This window comes from Streptomyces sp. NRRL F-5630, assembly GCF_000719475.1.
GTDB lineage: Bacteria > Actinomycetota > Actinomycetes > Streptomycetales > Streptomycetaceae > Streptomyces.
Genome location: NZ_JOGO01000015.1, coordinates 57,114 through 75,688 on the forward strand (window position 1 = coordinate 57,114; position 18,575 = coordinate 75,688).

Consider the following 18,575-nt stretch of genomic DNA (forward strand, 5'->3'; position numbering starts at 1 on the left):
CCCGCGCGCTCAGACGAGGATGACGCGGCGCCCCCTCGCGTGCCCGGCCTGGCTGTCGCTGTGGGCCCTGGCCGCCTCGGTGAGCGGGTACGACTTCTCGACCGGGATGTGGAGCCTGCCGCGCGCGATCAGTTCCGCGGCCTCGGCGAGCGCGTCCGGCACACTCCCCGCCGTGCCCGAGAACCGGACGCCGAACTTCGGCGCGTCGCGGTCGGCGATGGAAACCACCCGGCGCGGGTCTCCCGTGAGTGCGACGAGTTCCGGGACGACCCCGGAACCCGCCAGGTCGAGCGCCGCGTCGACGTCGCCGAGGCGCCGGACGCGCGCGGTCCAGCCCTCGTGGTACGTCGTGGCGAGGGCGCCGAGGCCCCGCACGTACTCCTGGTTCGCGGCCCCCGCCGTGGCGATGACGCGGATTCCGCGCTCGCGGGCGAACTGGAGGACGGCGGAGCCGACACCCCCGGAGGCCCCGCTCACGAGGAGCGTCTGTCCCGGGCGCACGCCGACCTCGCGCAGCACCCGCAGCGCGGTCTCCACCACGGACGGGTACCCGGCGGCCTCGGCGAACGTCAGCCCCGCCGGCATCGGGGCCCAGGCCGACAGGACGGCCAGCTCGGCGTACGTGCTCGTCCCTTCTCCGAAGACGCGGTCGCCGGGGGCCACGTCCCGCACCCCCTCACCGATCTCGTCCACCACTCCCGCTGCGTCCAGCCCGACTCCGGCGGGCAGTTCGAGCGGGTGGGCGCCCAGGACCTGCCCCTCACGAAGCCTCCAGTCGACCGGGTTCACCCCCGCCGCCCGTACCGCGATACGTATCTGTCCCGGACCGGCGTGCGGCTCCTCGGCATCGATCAGGCGCAGGACTTCGGGACCGCCGAACTCGGCGAAGCTCACTTTCTTCATACCGGGAACGTAGCACTAACGGTTAGCTTTTTGAAACCGTTGGCTTTTTGGAGCGGGTACGATTTCCTGCCTGGTAGTGTCCGGGCATGACCGTGCCGACCGGGCGCCGTGAGCGCAAGAAGGCCGCGACCCGTCAGAAGATCGCGGACACCGCCATGCGGCTCTTCCTGAGCCGTGGATACGAGGCGGTGGGCATCCGCGAGGTCGCGGCCGAGGCCGACGTGGCCGTGACGACGCTGTTCGCGCACTTCCCCTCGAAGGAGGCACTGGTCTTCGCGCAGGACGAGGACTTCGAGGAACGTCTCGCCCGCGCGGTCACGGAGCGCGCTCCCGGTGCTCCGCTCCTCCCGCCGCTGCGGCGGGAGGTCCACGCCCTCGTGCGGCACTGCACGGCGGAAAGCGCGGCTCCGGTGTGGGGCATGATCGACGCGACTCCCGCGCTGCGGAAGTACGAGGAGTCGATGCGGGTGCGCCACGCCGAGCGGCTCGCGGCGGTCATCGCGGCCGACCCGGAGCTGTCCCGGACGCCGACGGCGAGCCGGGCGCTCGCCCGGTTCGTGATCGACGCCTACGCCCTGGCCCGGGAGGCGGCCGACCCCGAGGGCGCGGTGGACGAGGTCTTCGGGATGATCGAGGCGGCCTGGGAGGTCACGGCCTCTCCCGGCTCCGCCGCCTGAACACCTCTCAGCGTATGCGGGCCGCCGCCCCGCCCGGCGCCGTGAGCGTCACCTCGTGGTCCGTGAAGCCGTGGCGGCGGTAGAAGCGGAGCGCCGCCGTGTTGCTCGCGTAGGCGGAGACCTCGGTACGGAAGGCGCCGTGGGCGCGGGCCCAGGCGAGGCAGTCGGCGAGGAGGCGGGAGCCCGTGCCCGCGCCGCGCATCGCCGGGCGCACGTAGAGGCTCGCGAGGGTCACCGTGCGGACGGGAAGCAGGGGTTCGGGCGGGCGGAGCATCGCGGTGAGGTGCCCGAGCACCTTGCCCGCGCAGTCCGCGACGAGCAGGAGCCGCGCGGGATCGTCGAGGCCGGAGGCGAGCGCCGCGCGCCCGTGCTCCCTGAACCAGGCGGGATCGGCGGCCGCGTCGCGCGGCCCGGCGTCCTCCGCGAAGAGCGCGGCCATCGAGGCGAGCAGCCCGTCGAGGTCCAGATCGGTCGCGGGCCGCACGTGGACCACGGGCTCGGCCGCCACCGGACCGCGCGGGACAACGGTTCGTTCGGTCATGCCTTCGACGCTAACGGGAGGCACTGACAGAGCCCCCCGGCGGACGGCGCCCACCCGTCCGGGTGAGGGCGACCGCGGCCCCGCCACTCGCTGCGCGGCGGGGCGTTGACCGGGTGCGTCCCGATCCGTCGCCCAGAAAGAACCGGTATCCGCAGCATGACCACTACCCGTCACCCTGCCGCCCTCCGCACTGCCGTCCGCGCCGCGGCAGCCGCCGTGCTGGCACTCGCTCCCGCCGCCACCGCCACCGCCGACGACACGTCCGGCGGCTGGAAGGGCGAGGGCGGCCTCACCCTGACCAGCGACCAGAACAGCGCGGTCGACACCTACATGGCGGGTGCCCGGCGCGCGGAACGCACGATCAGTGTGCAGGTCCGCGCCGCCGCCTCGCTGAGCGGCGCGGAAATCGTCGGCTTCGACAAGCGCCTGAAGAGCCCCGACTCGCTCAAGCGGAAGGTGGCGGGGACCCTCGCCGAGCACCCCGAGCGCAATGTGGCATCCGTCCTGGCGGGTCTCACGGACGCCGTGCGCTACACCCTCCGGTGGGACGACGCCGTCTACAGCCAGGGCGTCACCCGGGCCTCCGGCGCTCTCGCGCAGTGGCACAACGAGAACACCAAGTGGTCCAACACCTGGGGCCGGGCGAGCGGCTACAAGGGGCTCAACACCGGTTGGCGCGCGCCCCGTTCGGGTCAGCTCTTCGAGGTCCAGTTCCACACCCCGGCGAGCAAGCACGCCCAGGAGGCGACGCACACGCTCTACGAGGAGCAGCGCCTCCCCTCCACCAGCCCCGAGCGCAAGCGGGAACTCCAGCGGGAGCAGGACGCCCTGTTCGGCGCCGTACCCGTCCCGCAGGGCGCGGAATCCCTCACCGCCCCCACACCCCGGCGCGCCCCCGCACCCGCTTCGGCGTGACCGAGCCGCCCGAAAGGACCCCGGGGCCGTCCGAGCGGGCCCCGGGGCCGTACCGGGACCCGCTCCGCAGGCTCACCCCTCCCACGCCGAGGGCGGCGCGGGAGGGCTTCCCCGGCGGTGTCCGCCCTGTCGTGGCATCCACTCGCGATCAGGGCCCGGTAGGGGTCGTCCCCCTGGCTGACGCTAAGAGGCGCACCCCACGTGTCCCCAGCCCTTGCCCACCTTCGTGATGTCCTCGCCCGCCGCGTAGGACTGTCCGCAGGCGCCGCAGCGGCCGGGGTACTTGGCCTTCAGGGTCGGGGCCTTGCCGCCGGACTTCGTGCCCGTCCTGCCACCGGTCTTCGCGCGGGTCGCGCCGCTCGTGCGGGCGGGCTCGGTGCGCGACGCGCTCGGGACGGGCGGCGCGGGAGCCCCGTACGCCGTGCCCGCCGGCTCCTGGCTGATCGCGCACTCGCTCGCCGCCTGGTCGGCGATCGCGTTGAGCGGGTCACCGCCGACCTGGTGGGCCGGCACATACCGGAACTCGACCTCGCGGCCCTGGAGCAGCGCGTCGATGGCCTCCACCAGTTCCTGGTTGGCGACCGGCTTGCCGGCCGCCGTCTTCCAGCCGCGCCGCTTCCAGCCGGGCAGCCACTCCGTGACGGCCTTCATGGCGTACTGGGAGTCCATCCGGACCTCCAGCGGGCGCACCGGCTCCGTGGTCTCCAACAGGCGGAGCAGGGCGGTGAGTTCGGCGACGTTGTTGGTGGCGGTGCCGAGCGGGCCCGCCTCCCAGCGTTCCGGGGTTCCCTCGGCGTCGGCGGCGACCCAGGCCCAGGCGGCACGGCCCGGGTTGCCCTTGGACGCGCCGTCGCAGGCGGCGATGATGCGATCTGACATCCCTCGATCATGCCAGTCGCCACCGGGTGCCCGGACCACCCTCACTCCTCGTCCTGGTCCGGCAGCCCGTCCTCCGGGTGCAGTCCGCGCCCGTACCTGCTGCCCGCGAGAGGCGTCGGGGAGAGGCTCGCGCTCTCCTCGCCCGGCTCCAGGAGCGTGTCGGCGGGCCCCACGATGAGCGGGTCGGGGATGCCGACGGTGGCCGGGTCCTTCGCCGGGTAGTCGAGCCGGGCGAGCAGGCTGCGCATGGCCTCCAGGCGCCCGCGCCGCTTGTCGTTGTTCTTCACGACCGTCCACGGCGCGGCGTCGGTGTCCGTGGCGCGGAACATGTCGACCTTCGCCTCCGTGTAGGCGTCCCACAGGTCGAGCGAGGCGAGGTCGATCGGCGAGAGCTTCCACTGCCGTACGGGGTCGATCTGCCGGATCGCGAAGCGCGTGCGCTGCTCGGCGCGCGAGACGGAGAACCAGAACTTCACGAGCAGGATGCCGTCGTCGGTGAGCATCCGCTCGAAGACGGGGGTCTGGCGCAGGAAGTGGTAGTACTCGGCGGGCGTGCAGAAGCCCATGACGCGCTCGACGCCCGCGCGGTTGTACCAGGAGCGGTCGAAGAAGACGATCTCCCCGGCGGAGGGCAACTGGCTCACGTACCGCTGGAAGTACCACTGCCCCGCCTCGCGCTCGGTGGGCTTCTCCAGCGCGACGACGCGGGCGCCACGCGGGTTGAGCCGTTCCGTGAAGCGCTGGATCGTGCCGCCCTTGCCCGCCGCGTCGCGGCCCTCGCACAGCACGACGAGGCGCTGCCCGGTGTCCTTGACCCAGCGCTGCATCTTCAGCATCTCGATCTGGAGGACGCGCTTGCGCTTCTCGTACTCGCGGCGGCCCACCTTGTGCGGGTACGGGTAGTTCTCGCGCCAGGTGTCGACGGGTGCGCCCGAGCTGTCGCGGAGCAGGGGGCGCTCGGGGCGGCTGTCGTCGATCGTCAGCCCGTCGAGAAGCGCCGCCCCGGGGTCCTCGTCCGTGCCGGAATCGGAGCCGGAGGACGGCTGGGCGGGCGAAGGGCTCGGCATGGGGCGGCATCCTCACGGGCGGGGGGCGAGAGGCGGCCGGTCACGGCCGCTCTCTCGTCCCTACCCCCGCACCGGGAAGTACGCACGCCGGAACTGCGACTGGCGTACGCGCCGGGCCTCCGGGCTCGGCGCCCGCGCCCGTCGTCAGCGCCGTATGCGCGCGCGTCAGCGCCGTATGCGCACGAGCTTCTTGTTGGCGAACTCCTCCATGCCGTACTTGCCCAGCTCGCGCCCGATGCCGGAGCGCTTCACGCCGCCGAAGGGCAGTTCGGCCGCCGTGCCGCTCGTCTCGTTGATGTAGACCATGCCGGTGTCGAGCTGCGCGGCGACCCGCAGGGCCCGCTCGGGGTCGTCGGTGGCGATGGCCGCGCCGAGGCCGTAGGGCGTGTTGTTGGCGAGCGCCACGGCTTCCTCCTCGGTCTCGACCTTGTAGATCACGGCCGCCGGGCCGAACAGCTCCTCCTGGAAGGCGCGCATGCCGGGGCCGACGTCCGTGAGGACCGTCGGCTCGAACCAGGCGCCCTCGCGGTCGAGCGGCTTACCGCCCGCGAGGAGGGTCGCGCCGTTCGCGACGGCGTCCTCGATCTGTGCGGCGAGGTTCTCGACGGCCTGGCGCGAGGAGAGCGGGCCCATGAAGGTCCCCTCCTCGGTCGGGTCCCCGGGGGTCACGCCCTTCACGGTCTCGGTGAACTTGCGCGTGAACTCCTCGTACTGGTCGGCGAGGACGATGATGCGCTTGGCGGCGTTGCACGCCTGGCCCGCGTTGCCGTACCGGCCGTAGAAGGCGTTCTTCACGGTGCGGTCGAGGTCGGCGGGCTGGAGGACGAGGAAGGGGTCCGAGCCGCCCAGCTCCAGGACGACCTTCTTGAGGTGGCGGCCCGCCTGCTCGGCGACGGCCGCGCCGGCGCGCTCGGAGCCGGTGAGCGAGATGCCCTGCACGCGCGGGTCGGCGATGATCGTCGAGACCTGCTCGTTGCTCGCGAAGAGGTTGATGTAGGCGCCTTCGGGCAGGGCCGCCTCCTGGAAGATCCTCTCCATGGCGAGCGCGGACTCGGGACACTGCGGGGCGTGCTTGAGCAGGATCGTGTTGCCGAGCATGAGGTTCGGCGCGGCGAAGCGGGCGACCTGGTAGTACGGGAAGTTCCACGGCATGATCCCGAGGAGCGGGCCCATGCCCTCCTTGCGGACGACGGCGCTGCCGCCCGCGACGACGTCGAGTTCCTCGTCGGCGAGGAAGCCTGGGCCGTTCTCGGCGTAGTAGCGGTAGATCGAGATGGTGGTGTCGATCTCGCGGCGCGCCTGGGTGACGGGCTTGCCCATCTCGCGCGTGATGAGCGAGGCGAGCTCGTCCTTGCGCGCGGCGTACAGCTCGGCGACGCGTTCCAGGACGGCGACGCGCTCCTTGACCTCGCTCGCCCGCCAGGTGCGGTAGGCGGCGGCGGAGCGGTCCAGGGCGTCCTGGATCTCCGCGTCGGTGGCTTCGGGGAATTCGCTTTCGGTCTGCCCGGTGGCGGGGTTGACGACCTTGTACGCGGTCATGGCGTCCCTTCGTGCGGTGACGGGGGTGGGGTGCGGTACTGCCTCCTCCCACCGTCTCACCGACTGCCGCGAAACTATCCCCGGGGGCGGGCGTCTTTCCCCCGGGTGCCCGCGGTGACCAGGCAGGACGTCTCCGGCGCGGGCTCAGTCGGCGGGCAGCGGGGCGGTCCGGGCGCCGCTGTCCCGCATGAGGAGCGAGAGATCGCCGCGCACGTTCACGAAGGGCCGGACGCGCGTCGTGCCGCCCGCCGGGTGCTCCAGCGAGGTGGACGGCAGCACGGCGACCTTCTTGCGGTCGACGAGGTCGCCGAGTACCCGGCCGAGGGGGACGGGGGCGACGCCCGGCTCGGGAAGCAGCGCGAAGTCCCACACGTCCTGGGGGGCCGCGTGCCCGGCGAGCGGCATGACGTAGGGCAGCCGGAAGCCGAAGCGGCCGCGGCCCTGGTCGCGCGCCGCGAGCAGGAAGCTCTCGCTGCCCTCCTCGCGCGCCTTGACCCGGACCATCGCGCCGCGCGGCAGGGAGCGGACGATGCCGTGGAGCTGGGCGGTGACGAGGAGCCCGGACTCGCCCGTCTCCAGGGCGAGGATCTCGGCGTGGGCCGGTCGCCGCCAGGCCCGTACGGCGAGGTAGCCGTCCTTGGTGCGGTACGGGATCCAGTGCGCGAAGCCCGTGCCGTCCTCCAGGGGCGGCAGGCCGAGCAGCGCGCCCTGTTCGACGAGCCCGGCACGCAGCCTGCGGCGGGTGGCGCCCGCGAGGAGGTAGGCGTCCCAGCGGCCCTCGTCGAGGCGGTGGGTGGCGCGGCCGAGGACGGCGGGGCCCGGTTCGGGGACGGGGACGCGCACTTCGCGGGCGGCTGGGTCGTCGCGGAGCGCGAGGAGGAGGGTGTACGGGCCCGGGAAGGGCGCCGTGGGGCGTATCTCGATCGCGCCCGTCGGGGTCACGAGCGCCCCGGCCGAGGTGCGGGGTCGCGGGGTCGTGCGCGGGGAGCGGGCGCGGCGCGGGGCCTCGGCGCGGCGGGGTGCGGTGAGGCGGGCGGCGGCGCGGGCGGCCCTGCGGGGGCGGAGGGTGAGCGCGTCGAGTTCGGCGCGCTCACGGGCTCTGCGGGCCTGGATGTCGTCGAGGAGGCGCTCGTACGCCTTCGCCGCGGCCTCGGTCGAGTGGGCGGCGGCGTGGACGCGGGCGGTGCGGCCGAAGCGGTCGCGGGTCTCCTGGTCGTCCATGAGGCGGCCAAGGGCCGCGGCGAAGGCGTCGGTGCCGCCCGCGAGGGGGACGAGCAGTCCGGTGACGCCGTGCGCGACGAGCTGGGCGGGGCCGTGCGGGGCGTCCGTGGCGACGACGGGCACACCCGCGCGCATGGCTTCGAGGATGCCGTGGCCGTAGGGCTCGATGTCCGAGCTGACGGCGGCGATAGCGGCCTTGGCCCACTCCGGTTCCATGGGCGTGACGGCGCCCATGAGGAGGACGCGGTCGTAGAGGCCGAGGCGGTTGACGCGGCGGCGCAGCGCGGCGTGCTCGGGGCCGCGCCCGTAGATGCGCAGGGTCCAGTCGGGGTGCTCGGGGAGCAGCTTGGCGAAGGCGTCGATGAGCCGGTCGTAGCGCTTGCCGGGGACGAGGCGTCCGGCGGCGACGATCGTGCGGGAGGTGCGGAGCGAGGGGGTGAGGCCGAGGTCGGGGCTGCCGGGCGGGACGGCGTGGACGCGCTCCGCGGCCTCGGGCACGGCGGCGCGGTAGGCGGCGGCGTCGGCCTCGGTGAGGGTGACGAAGGCGTCGAGGTGGGGCAGGCAGCTGTTCTGGTCGGCGCGCAGTCCCGGCTCGTGCGAGGCGAGGGTGAGGTGTTCCTGGCCGATGCGCAGGTAGCGGTCGCTGCCGTGGCGGGCGAGGTAGCCGTTGAGCAGGGGGCGGGTCGCGATGACCGCCTCCGCGTCGGTCCAGGCGAGCCATTCGGTGAGCCGCAGGTCGTGCAGGGTGCGGTAGCGCAGGCGGCCCGTCTCGACGGCGGCGTCGGGGAACATGCGATGGGTGCCGGTGTTGAGGACGTGGTCGCCTTCGTAGCCGGGGGTGCCCTCCCGCATGTCGATGAGGGAGGTGAGCCGGACGCGCGGGTCGAAGGGGAGCGCGGGGGTGTCGGCGACCCGGTGGACGCTCACGACCTCGACGTCGTGGCGCTCGGCGAGGGCCGCCGAGAGGTGGGTTGTGCCGCGGATGGTCGCACCGATCCCGTAGGCGTTGTGGATCAGGAATGCGATGCGCATGCGCGGGCCTCCCCCTCGGTCGTGCACAGGTGTCCGGGAGTCAGACGGTTGACCGGGCCGAGGGTTGTACGGGTGAGGCGCACGTCACATCTCCGGGTGCCTCGCGCGGGGCGGCCCTTCGCGGACGCCGGGCGCCCGCCCCCCGCTCCTCGAACTCCCCCGGCCTTCCGCCGGGGGCCCTGAAGAGCGGGGCGCGGGGCTCCCGCCTACTTCTCGCGCTCGTCCATGATCCGCTTGATCTTGCCGACCGAGCGTTCGAGGGTGTCGGGGTCGAGGACCTCGATGCCGACGCTGACGCCGATCGTGTCCTTGATCCGCTGGAGCACGAGGGCGGCGGCGGCCTCCCGGGCCTCGGGTCCCGAGTCCTGGCGGGCCTCGACGCGGACCGTGAGGTGGTCCATGCGACCGCGGCGGCCCAGGTGGAGCTGGAAGTGCGGGGCGAGCGCCGGGACGCGGAGCAGGATCTCCTCGATCTGGCTCGGGAAGAGGTTCACGCCGCGCAGGATGATCATGTCGTCACAGCGCCCGGTGACCTTCTCCATGCGCCGCATCCCGGGCCTGGCGGTGCCCGGCAGGAGGCGGGTGAGATCGCGGGTGCGGTAGCGGATGACCGGGAGGGCTTCCTTGGTGAGCGAGGTGAAGACCAGCTCGCCCGAGGTGCCGTCGGGCAGTACCTCGTCGGTGATCGGGTCGACGACCTCGGGCAGGAAGTGGTCCTCCCAGATGTGCAGGCCGTCCTTCGTCTCGACGCACTCGCTCGCGACGCCGGGGCCCATGACCTCGGAGAGGCCGTAGATGTCGACCGCGTGGATGCCCATGCGGTCCTCGATCTCGCGGCGCATCTCCTCGGTCCACGGCTCGGCGCCGAAGACACCCGCGCGCAGCGTCGTGGAGCGCGGGTCGACGCCCTGGCGCTCGAACTCGTCGAGCAGCGTGAGCATGTAGGAGGGCGTGACCATGATGAGGTCGGGCTCGAAGTCCTGGATGAGCTGGACCTGACGGGCGGTCTGGCCGCCGGAGGCCGGGATGACGGTGCAGCCGGCCCGCTCGACGCCGTAGTGCGCGCCGAGGCCGCCGGTGAAGAGCCCGTAGCCGTAGCTGACGTGCAGGCGGTCGCCGGGGCGGGCCCCGGCGGCGCGCAGCGAGCGGGCGACGAGGCCGGCCCAGTTCCCGAGGTCGTCGTCGGTGTAGCCGACGACGGTGGGGCGCCCGGTGGTGCCGCTGGAGGCGTGCAGCCTGCGGACCCGTTCGCGGGGGACGGCGAACATGCCGAAGGGGTACGTCTCGCGCAGGTCCGCCTTCGTCGTGTACGGGAAGCGGGCGATGTCCTCCAGGGTGCGCAGGTCCTCCGGGCGCACCCCCGCCTCGTCGAACTTGCGGCGGTACAGCGGCACGTTCGTGTAGGCGTGGGCGAGGGTGGCGCGCAGCCGCTCCAGCTGGAGCGCGCGGAGTTCCTCGCGGCCGAGTCGCTCGGCCGGGTCACGCAGCTCGTCGGGGAGGGGTTCCCCGAAGCGCGCCGGGCGGGCGCCCCGGGCGGTTCGCGGCTGCTGCTCCTCGGGCCAGGACTCCGTCGTTCCGGCCTCGGTGGTCGTCATGCTCGTTCCTCCACGCCTCGGATCACTCGGCTGCGACCGCGGAACTCCGCGACGACGGTGTGCTGGGGGTCGTCGCGCTCGATCCGCACGTCGTACAGTCCGCTGCGGCCGTACCGGGTGCGCTCTCTCGCCTCGGCGACGAGGACGTCGCCCTCGAACGCCGGGGCCACGAAGTCGATGTCGGCGCCGGCTCCGACGGTCACGGGACCGCGGGAGTTGCAGGCGACGGCGAAGGCCGTGTCGGCGAGGGTGAAGAGGAAGCCGCCGTGGGCGACGCCATGGCCGTTGACCATGGCTCCGGTGATCTCCATCCGGACCCTGGCGGTGCCGTCCCCCGAGGACAGCAGCTCCATGCCCAGGCCCTGGGAGGCCTTGTCCCTCGCCCACATGGCGTGTTCCGGGCCGGTTCCGCGCCCGGCGGGAACCGTCGGCTCGGCCGCTCCCGCATTGTGCGCTTCGACCGGCTTCGTGTCACTGCCACGTCCCATGTGGCGCTCACCACCCTTGCTGCCCGACCGAACATTCGGTTAGCTTTCGACCGGGTCAGTAATTCAGCATCCGATTCGCCTGTCAAGGGGTCCCATGTCTTCTCCCGCCACTGCCAGGACCGATTTCTTCGCACGGCACGAGGGGCTGCTCCGCGCGGCCGCCGAGGCGATCGCCACGCGCGGTTTCCACTCGGCCTACCCCGAGTCTCCGAGCAAGTCCGTCTACGGCGAGGAGGCCCCCGAGGCCGGCGAGCGCGCCTTCCGCGCCCTGCTCGACCGGCCCTTCGAGCTGCCGGGCCACCCCGGCGAGGCGGGGGCGGTGGGCGAGGAGGTCTCCCCGTACGGGCTGCGGCTCGGCATCACGTACCCGAGGCTCGACCCGCGCGAGGCGGTGGCCACCGCGAAGGCGGCGGGCCGCGCCTGGCGCCGCGCGAGCCCCGACATGCGGGCCGGGGTCGCGGCCGAGATCCTCGCCCGGCTCAACGCGGCGAGCTTCCAGATGGCGCACGCGGTGCACCACACGACCGGGCAGCCCTTCGTCATGGCCTTCCAGGCCGGTGGCGCGAACGCCCAGGACCGCGGCCTCGAAGCCGTCGCGTACGGCTGGGTCGCGCAGCGCCAGGCGCCCGCGGCCGCGACGTGGGCGAAGCCGATGCGCAAGGGCGAGCCGCTGACCCTGGAGAAGACGTTCACGCCCGTCGGGCGCGGCGTCTCGCTGCTCATCGCGTGCAACACCTTCCCGACGTGGAACGGCTACCCGGGCCTCTTCGCGAGCCTCGTGACGGGGAACCCGGTCGTCGTCAAGCCGCACCCCGCCGCCGTGCTGCCGCTCGCGCTGAGCGTCCGCGTGGCCCGCGAGGTGCTCGCCGAGGCGGGTTTCGACCCGGACACGGTGCTGCTCGCCGCCGAGGCCCCCGAGGACCGCGTCGCGGCGACGCTCGCGACCGACCCCGACGTGCGGATCATCGACTTCACGGGATCGACCGGCTTCGGCGACTGGCTGGAGCGGAACGCCCCTCAGGCCGCCGTGCACACCGAGAAGGCCGGGCTCAACACGGTCGTCCTCGACTCGACCGCCGACTACAAGGGCCTGCTGCGCAACCTGGCGTTCTCCCTGTCGCTCTACAGCGGCCAGATGTGCACGACGCCGCAGAACCTGTACGTGCCCCGCGAGGGCTTCGCGACCGACCAGGGCGTCAAGACGCCCGAGGTCTTCGCCGCCGACCTCGCCGAGGCGCTCGGCAAGCTGCTCGGCGACCCGCAGCGCGCCGCGGGGACGCTCGGCGCGCTCACCGGCGAGGCCGTGCGCGAGCGGATCGAGAAGGCGCGCGCCCTGGGGGGCACGCGATTCGGCGGCGAGCCGCTGACCCACCCGGAGTACCCCGAGGCCGTGCTGCGCACGCCGCTCGTGACGGTGCTCGACGCCGCGCGGGACGCGGAGACGTACCGCGCCGAGTGGTTCGGGCCGATCTCCTTCGTCATCGCGACCGACTCCACCGAGCACTCCATCGACCTGCTGCGCGAGACGATCTCGGCGCACGGGGCCCTCACCGCGAGCGTGCACTCCACGCGCGAGGACGTCCTGGAGGCGACCCGCGAGGCCGCGCTCGACGCGGGTGTGCACCTCGCCGAGAACTTCACCGGGCAGGTCTTCGTCAACCAGACCGCCGCCTTCAGCGACTACCACGGCTCGCAGGCCAACCCCGCCGCTTCGGCGACCCTCAGCGACTGGGCCTTCGTCACTGGGCGCTTCGCCGTGCTCCAGTCCCGCCGTCCGGCGGCCGCGACCGAGGAGGCCACGGGTGCCTGAGGACGTCTACCTGATCGACGGGGCCCGTACCCCGCAGGGCCGGTACGGCGGCGCGCTCGCCTCCGTCCGCCCCGACGACCTCGCCGCGCTCGTCGTCGGTGAGGCGGTGCGGCGGGCCGGGGTGCCCGCCGAGGCGATCGACGAGGTGATCCTCGGCGCCGCCAACCAGGCCGGTGAGGACAACCGCGACGTGGCCCGTATGGCGGTGCTCCTCGCGGGCCTGCCGCACACCGTGCCGGGCTACACCGTGAACCGCCTGTGCGCCTCGGGGCTCACCGCGGTCGCCTCGGCCGCGCAGGCGATCCGCGCCGGGGAGGCGGAGATCGCCGTGGCGGGCGGTGTCGAGTCGATGACCCGCGCCCCCTGGGTCATGGCGAAGCCGGGGACGCCGTGGGCGAAGCCCGGCGAGGTCTTCGACACCTCGCTCGGCTGGCGCTTCACCAACCCGCGCTTCACCGCCGCCGACCGCGCCGCGCCTCCCGGCGAGATCCGTACGACGCTCAGCATGGGCGAGACGGGCGAGGAGGTCGCGGCCCTCGACGGGACGACCCGCGAGCAGTCCGACGCCTTCGCGCTGCGCAGCCACCAGCGGGCCGTCGCGGCGCAGGAGGCCGGGCACTTCGACCGCGAGATCGTCGCCGTGCCCGTCAAGGACGGCGAGGTCACCCGGGACGAGGGTCCGCGCCCGGGGTCCTCGATGGAGAAGCTCGGCAAGCTCCGCACCGTCTTCCGCGCCGACGGCATCGTGACGGCGGGGTCCGCCTCGCCGCTCTCGGACGGCGCCTCGGCACTCCTCGTGGCGAGCGCGGCGGCCGTGGAGCGGTACGGCCTCACGCCGCGGGCCCGTATCGTCGCCTCGGCCTCGGCCGGGGTCGAGCCGCACCTCATGGGCCTCGGCCCGGTGCCGGCGACGCGCAAGGCCCTCGACCGGGCGGGCTGGTCGGCCGGCGACCTCGGGGCCGTCGAGCTGAACGAGGCGTTCGCCGCGCAGGCGATCGGCGTCATCGACCGGCTCGGCCTGGACGACGCGCTCGTCAACGCGGACGGCGGCGCGATCGCGCTCGGCCACCCGCTCGGCTGCTCCGGCTCGCGCATTCTGCTGACCCTCCTGGGCCGTATGGAGCGCGAGGACGCGGCGAAGGGCCTCGCGACGCTGTGCGTGGGCGTCGGCCAGGGGGTCGCGATGCTCGTGGAGCGGGTGTGAGCGGCGTGAGCGGCACGGGGGGCGCGGACGGCACGGGCGGCCCGGACGGTTTCGGGGGCGGGGAGAGCGTGAACGGCGGGCGGGGCTTCCCCGGCGACCCGTACGAGGACCTCGCCGCGCGTTCCTTCGGGACGCTCGCCGTCGAGGTGCGCGAGGACCGCGTGGTCGTGACGCTCGACCGCCCCGAGGCGCGCAACGCGATCAGCGGGCGCATGATCCGCGAACTGCACACGGTGTGCGCCTGGCTGGAGGAGCATCCCCGGATGCTCCTCCTGACCGGGGCCGGGGGCTCCTTCGCGGGCGGCGCCGACATCGCCGAGCTGCTGGAGCGGGGCCGGGACCAGGCACTCCAGGGTGTCAACAGCCGGCTCTTCGAGCGGGTCCGCAGGCTGCCGATGCCGACGCTCGCCGCCGTGGACGGCTGGGCGCTGGGCGGAGGCGCCGAGCTGAGCTACGCCTGCGACCTGCGTCTGGCGGGGCCGAAGGCCGCCTTCGGGAACCCGGAGCCGGGCCTCGGCATCCTCGCGGCGGCGGGGGCCGCCTGGCGACTGCCCGAGCTGGTCGGCGAGTCGGTCGCCAAGCAGGTGCTGCTCGCCGGGCGCACCCTGGACGCGCGGGCGGCGCTCGCGTGCGGGCTCGTCATGGACGTCGTACCGGCAGAGACGCTGCTCGACGAGGCGCACGCGGTGCTCGACCGGATGGCGAAGTCGTCCGCGACGGCACTGCGGCTGACGAAGCTCGTCGTGGACGCGCCCGGGGCGCACCCGGTCGCCGACGACCTCGCGCAGGCCGTGCTGTTCGAGGGGCAGGACAAGAAGGACCGCATGACGAGATTCCTGGACCGCAAGCGGGACCGGGGAGCGAGCGGCGGGAACACCGGGAACAGGGGCTCCGGCACGCCGGGGACCGACAGCGAGCGGACGGAGGGCCGGGCATGAGCGCGGCAGTGCCCCGGCGGGCCGGGGTCATCGGTGGCGGGCGGATGGGCGCGGGCATCGCGCAGTCCTTCGCCACGGCGGGCGCGGCCGTGACGGTCGTCGAGCAGGACGAGACGGCGGCGGCGAAGGTGCGCGACCGCGTCGCGGGCTCCCTGGAGCGGGCCGCGAAGCGCGGGCTGCTGCCCGCGGCGCCAGACGAGATCCTCGGGCGGCTCACCTTCGTGGGCGACGTGAGCGGGCTCCCCGCCGACGCGGACGTCGTCGTCGAGGCCGTACCGGAGAACGCGGGCCTCAAGGCGCAGCTGCTGGCGGCGGCCGAACGGGTCGTCGGCGCGGACACCGTCCTCGCGACCAACACCAGCTCGCTGTCCGTCACCGAGCTCTCGGCCTCCCTCGCGCGCCCCCACCGCTTCCTCGGGATGCACTTCTTCAACCCGGTGCCCGCGTCCGCGCTCGTCGAGCTGGTCGTCCCCGAGGCCACCGAGCGGGCCGTCGTGGACCTCGCGCTGGACTGGACGGCGGGGCTCGGCAAGAAGGATGTCGTCGTCAAGGACTCGCCGGGCTTCGCGAGCAGCCGCCTCGGCGTCGCGCTCGGCCTGGAGGCGATCCGCATGGTCGAGGAGGGAGTCGCCGAACCGCAGGCCATCGACGACGCCATGAGCCTCGGCTACAAGCACCCGATGGGCCCACTGCGCCTCACCGACCTCGTGGGCCTCGACGTGCGGCTCGCGATCGCCGAGTACCTGCACAGCACGCTCGGCGAGCGGTTCGCGCCGCCCGCGCTGCTCCGCGAGAAGGTCGCGCGCGGTGAACTGGGGCGCTCGACCGGACAGGGCTTCTACTCGTGGAACGACTGAACGCGACGGCGGAACCGGCGACGACACCTACGACAGCTACCGGAAGGAGGGGCGGACGATGACCGAGCACACCGCGCCCCCGCACGAGGACGAGCTGAGCGCCCACTTCGACGCGACGATCGCGCGCGACCAGCGCGTCGAGCCGCGCGACTGGATGCCGGAGGCGTACCGCAAGACGCTCGTGCGCCAGATCGCCCAGCACGCGCACTCCGAGATCATCGGGATGCAGCCGGAGGGCGACTGGATCACGAAGGCGCCCTCGCTGCGCCGCAAGGCGATCCTCTTCGCGAAGGTCCAGGACGAGGCGGGCCACGGCCTCTACCTCTACAGCGCCGCCGAGACGCTGGGCGCCGACCGCGCCGAGCTGACCGAGATGCTGATCGAGGGCCGCCAGAAGTACTCCTCGATCTTCAACTACCCGACCCCGACCTTCGCCGATGTCGGTGTCATCGGCTGGTTCGTGGACGGCGCCGCGATCTGCAACCAGGTGCCGCTGTGCCGGTGCAGCTACGGCCCCTACGCCCGCGCGATGATCCGCGTCTGCAAGGAGGAATCCTTCCACCAGCGGCAGGGCTACGAACTCCTCCTGACGATGATGCGCGGCACCGAGGCCCAGCGCCGGATGGTGCAGGAGGCCGTGGACCGCTGGTGGTGGCCCTCGCTCATGATGTTCGGGCCGCCCGACGGGGACTCGCCGCACTCGGCGAAGTCGATGGCTTGGCGCATCAAGCGGCACTCCAACGACGAACTGCGCCAGCGCTTCGTCGACATGACGGTGCCGCAGGCGGAGCACCTCGGCGTCACGCTCCCCGACCCGGAGCTGCGCTGGAACGAGGAGCGCGGCAGGCACGACTTCGGCACCCCGGACTTCGAGGAGCTGAAGCAGGTCATCTCGGGCAACGGCCCGTGCAACGCGGAGCGGGTCGCGCGGCGCAGGTCCGCGCACGAGAACGGCGCCTGGGTGCGCGAGGCGGCCGCGGCACACGCGGCCAGGCACGCGGGCGACCGCGGGAAGACGGAGGCCGCGGCATGAGCGGGACGGACGAGAAGAAGGCGGCGGCCCCGAAGGACTCCTGGCCGCTGTACGAGATCTTCGTACGGGGCAAGCGGGGCCTGAACCACGTGCACGTCGGCTCGCTGCACGCGGCCGACGACCGGATGGCGCTGACCAACGCGCGCGACCTGTACACCCGGCGCAACGAGGGCGTCTCGATCTGGGCGGTGCGCAGCGAGGACATCGCGGCCTCGGCGCCGGACGAGAAGGACCCCTTCTTCGCGCCGAGCGGCGACAAGGTCTACCGGCACCCCACGTTCTACGACATCCCCGCGGACGTCCCGCACATCTGAGATGCCCGTCCGCCTCCACCGGGAGGCGCCGTCCGCCCGTCGGGCGCTGCCACCCCTGGGGCACGGTCCGCCCGTGGGGCGCCGTCTCCCCGGGAGGCGCTCCCGCTTCCCAGAGTTCTTCAAGGAGTTGTGGTCGCAATGAGCGACGATCACCTGTCGCTGGCCGCCGACGCCGCCGAGGGCGACGGTCACTGGGCCTTCGGCACCGGGTTCGAGGACCCGCTGCACGGCGTGGACACGACCGTGCCCGAGGGGGTGGACACGGCGGCGCTCGCGGCGCTGTGCCTCGCCCTCGGCGACGACGCGCTGGTGAGCGCGCAGCGGCTCGGCGAGTGGGTCACGGCGGCACCCGAGCTGGAGATCGAGCTCGCCCTCGCCAATATCGGCCTGGACCTCCTGGGCCAGACCCGGCTGCTGTACGCGCGGGCCGGGCTGCTCGACGGCACGGGCCGCGACGAGGACGCGTATGCGTACTTCCGCGGCGCCGACGCGTTCCGCAACCTGCGGATCACGGAGGTGCCCAACGGCGACTTCGCCTTCACCGTGCTGCGGCTCCTCGCCCACTCGGCGTGGCGGCTCGCGCTCCTGCGCCGGCTCGTCTCGGCGCCCGACCCGGTCCTCGCGGCCATCGCCGCGAAGGGGGTCAAGGAGCTGGCGTACCACCGCCAGTTCGCCGCCGACTGGGCGATCCGGCTCGGTGACGGGACCGAGGAGTCGCACCGCAGGACGACGGAGGCGGCACGCGCGCTCGCACCGCTGCTCGCCGAGTTCCGCCGCGACGAGAGCGCCGCCTTCCTCGGTGTCGACGCCGCCGAGGTGGCGGCGGAGGCCCGCGAGGTCTGGGAGCAGGTGCTCGGCGCCGCGACCGTGGCCCTCCCCGAGGCCGTCGCGGAGACCGCCGACGGGCGGCGGGGCGAGCACACCGAGCACCTGGCCCCGCTCCTGGCGGAGCTCCAGGTGGTCGCCCGCGCACACCCGGGCGCGACGTGGTGAGCGCGGCGGCCCCGGTGTCCGATCCCCGCCTCCGGGCCGCCTGGGAGGTGGCCGGGCGGGTGCCGGACCCCGAGCTGCCGATGCTGAGCCTGCGCGACCTCGGGGTGCTGCGCGACCTCGGGTACGAGGAGGACGGGACGCTCGTCGTGTCGCTCACACCGACGTACTCGGGCTGCCCGGCGATGGCCGAGATGCGCGCGGCGACCGTACGCGCCCTGAACGAGGCCGGTTTCGCGGCGGTCAGGGTCCGTACCGTGCTCGACCCGCCGTGGACGACGGACTGGATGACGGAGGAGGGCCGCGCGGCCCTCGCCGCCCACCACATCGTCCCCCCGGGCCCCGCCTCGGGCCCCCGCCGCGGCGGCCCGGTGCCCCTCTCCCTCTCCCCCACCCGTCTCGCGGGCGATACCGGAGCGGTGCGCTGTCCGCAGTGCGGGGCCGACGACGCCGAGGAGCTGTCCCGGTTCTCCGCGACCTCCTGCCGTTCCCTGCACCGCTGCCGCGCGTGCGGGGAACCGTTCGAGCGGTTCAAGGAGATCTGAGCCGAGGGCCCGGCGACGGTCCGGAGG

18 protein-coding genes are annotated in these 18,575 nt (G+C 73.7%); 10 read left to right on the forward strand and 8 right to left on the reverse strand.

All coding sequences use genetic code 11. The features are described from left to right. Positions 1-9 precede the first annotated feature (9 nt). Entirely contained in the window at positions 10-903 is an 894-nt protein-coding gene (locus tag IF99_RS0109855; RefSeq protein ID WP_030996007.1) for an NADP-dependent oxidoreductase, read from the reverse strand. Between the two features lie 86 nt (positions 904-989). Between IF99_RS0109855 and IF99_RS0109860 the strand changes: the two genes are divergently transcribed. Then, on the forward strand, positions 990-1,580 hold the full coding sequence (locus tag IF99_RS0109860; protein ID WP_030996008.1) for a TetR/AcrR family transcriptional regulator: 591 nt from the start codon (positions 990-992) through the stop codon (positions 1,578-1,580). Positions 1,581-1,587: 7 nt separating this feature from the next. Here the strand turns inward: IF99_RS0109860 and IF99_RS0109865 are convergent, their stop codons facing one another. Continuing rightward, on the reverse strand, positions 1,588-2,121 hold the full coding sequence (locus IF99_RS0109865; protein ID WP_030996009.1) for a GNAT family N-acetyltransferase: 534 nt from the start codon (positions 2,119-2,121) through the stop codon (positions 1,588-1,590). A gap of 156 nt (positions 2,122-2,277) precedes the next feature. On the opposite strand from IF99_RS0109865, the gene IF99_RS0109870 reads away from it, so the two are divergent. Next, positions 2,278-3,036: an ATP nucleotide 3'-pyrophosphokinase gene (locus tag IF99_RS0109870; RefSeq protein WP_030996010.1), complete on the forward strand. Its 759-nt coding sequence runs from the start codon at positions 2,278-2,280 to the stop codon at positions 3,034-3,036. A gap of 183 nt (positions 3,037-3,219) precedes the next feature. On the opposite strand, the gene IF99_RS0109875 is transcribed toward IF99_RS0109870, so the two are convergent. The 6 genes from IF99_RS0109875 to paaI all read right to left on the reverse strand — a co-directional run bounded on the left by IF99_RS0109875 (position 3,220) and on the right by paaI (position 10,758). Then, complete coding sequence (locus IF99_RS0109875) at positions 3,220-3,915, reverse strand: ribonuclease H family protein (protein WP_030996011.1); 696 nt, start codon at positions 3,913-3,915, stop codon at positions 3,220-3,222. Between the two features lie 41 nt (positions 3,916-3,956). Beyond that, the gene (gene ppk2, locus IF99_RS0109880; protein WP_030996012.1) at positions 3,957-4,982 is read right to left on the reverse strand and encodes a polyphosphate kinase 2; all 1,026 of its coding nucleotides are present in this window, start codon (positions 4,980-4,982) and stop codon (positions 3,957-3,959) included. Positions 4,983-5,147: 165 nt separating this feature from the next. Then, positions 5,148-6,521 carry an NAD-dependent succinate-semialdehyde dehydrogenase gene (locus IF99_RS0109885; RefSeq protein ID WP_030996013.1) on the reverse strand — a complete coding sequence of 458 codons (1,374 nt, stop codon included), beginning with the start codon at positions 6,519-6,521 and terminating at the stop codon, positions 5,148-5,150. Between the two features lie 144 nt (positions 6,522-6,665). Further along, on the reverse strand, positions 6,666-8,774 hold the full coding sequence (locus IF99_RS0109890) for a glycosyltransferase (protein ID WP_030996014.1): 2,109 nt from the start codon (positions 8,772-8,774) through the stop codon (positions 6,666-6,668). Positions 8,775-8,980: 206 nt separating this feature from the next. Next, positions 8,981-10,369 (reverse strand): phenylacetate--CoA ligase PaaK, encoded by a 1,389-nt coding sequence (gene paaK, locus IF99_RS0109895; RefSeq protein WP_030996033.1) that lies wholly within the window; start codon positions 10,367-10,369, stop codon positions 8,981-8,983. After that, entirely contained in the window at positions 10,366-10,758 is a 393-nt protein-coding gene (gene paaI, locus IF99_RS0109900) for a hydroxyphenylacetyl-CoA thioesterase PaaI (RefSeq protein ID WP_199806477.1), read from the reverse strand. Before paaI ends, paaK begins: the two co-directional genes overlap by 4 nt. A gap of 193 nt (positions 10,759-10,951) precedes the next feature. Here paaI and paaN point away from each other — a divergent pair, with 193 nt between their 5' ends. From paaN to paaD, 8 genes are all read left to right on the forward strand, one after another. Next, positions 10,952-12,667, forward strand: coding sequence for a phenylacetic acid degradation protein PaaN (gene paaN, locus IF99_RS0109910; protein ID WP_030996015.1), 1,716 nt, complete (start codon positions 10,952-10,954; stop codon positions 12,665-12,667). Beyond that, positions 12,660-13,871, forward strand: a complete 1,212-nt coding sequence (locus IF99_RS0109915; RefSeq protein WP_030996016.1) for a thiolase family protein — start codon at positions 12,660-12,662, stop codon at positions 13,869-13,871. Before paaN ends, IF99_RS0109915 begins: the two co-directional genes overlap by 8 nt. A 68-nt stretch (positions 13,872-13,939) precedes the next feature. Next, complete coding sequence (locus IF99_RS0109920; protein WP_030996017.1) at positions 13,940-14,809, forward strand: enoyl-CoA hydratase/isomerase family protein; 870 nt, start codon at positions 13,940-13,942, stop codon at positions 14,807-14,809. Beyond that, positions 14,806-15,666, forward strand: coding sequence for a 3-hydroxyacyl-CoA dehydrogenase family protein (locus IF99_RS0109925; protein WP_030996018.1), 861 nt, complete (start codon positions 14,806-14,808; stop codon positions 15,664-15,666). The genes IF99_RS0109920 and IF99_RS0109925 overlap by 4 nt, the downstream gene beginning before the upstream one ends. Before the next feature lie 58 nt (positions 15,667-15,724). Continuing rightward, positions 15,725-16,699 (forward strand): 1,2-phenylacetyl-CoA epoxidase subunit PaaA, encoded by a 975-nt coding sequence (gene paaA / locus IF99_RS0109930; RefSeq protein ID WP_030996019.1) that lies wholly within the window; start codon positions 15,725-15,727, stop codon positions 16,697-16,699. Continuing rightward, positions 16,696-17,013, forward strand: coding sequence for a 1,2-phenylacetyl-CoA epoxidase subunit PaaB (gene paaB / locus IF99_RS0109935; protein WP_030996020.1), 318 nt, complete (start codon positions 16,696-16,698; stop codon positions 17,011-17,013). Before paaA ends, paaB begins: the two co-directional genes overlap by 4 nt. Positions 17,014-17,151: 138 nt before the next feature. Further along, complete coding sequence (paaC, locus tag IF99_RS0109940) at positions 17,152-18,006, forward strand: 1,2-phenylacetyl-CoA epoxidase subunit PaaC (protein ID WP_030996021.1); 855 nt, start codon at positions 17,152-17,154, stop codon at positions 18,004-18,006. A gap of 14 nt (positions 18,007-18,020) precedes the next feature. After that, positions 18,021-18,548 carry a 1,2-phenylacetyl-CoA epoxidase subunit PaaD gene (gene paaD, locus IF99_RS0109945; protein WP_030996022.1) on the forward strand — a complete coding sequence of 176 codons (528 nt, stop codon included), beginning with the start codon at positions 18,021-18,023 and terminating at the stop codon, positions 18,546-18,548. The last annotated feature ends 27 nt before the right edge of the window (positions 18,549-18,575 follow it).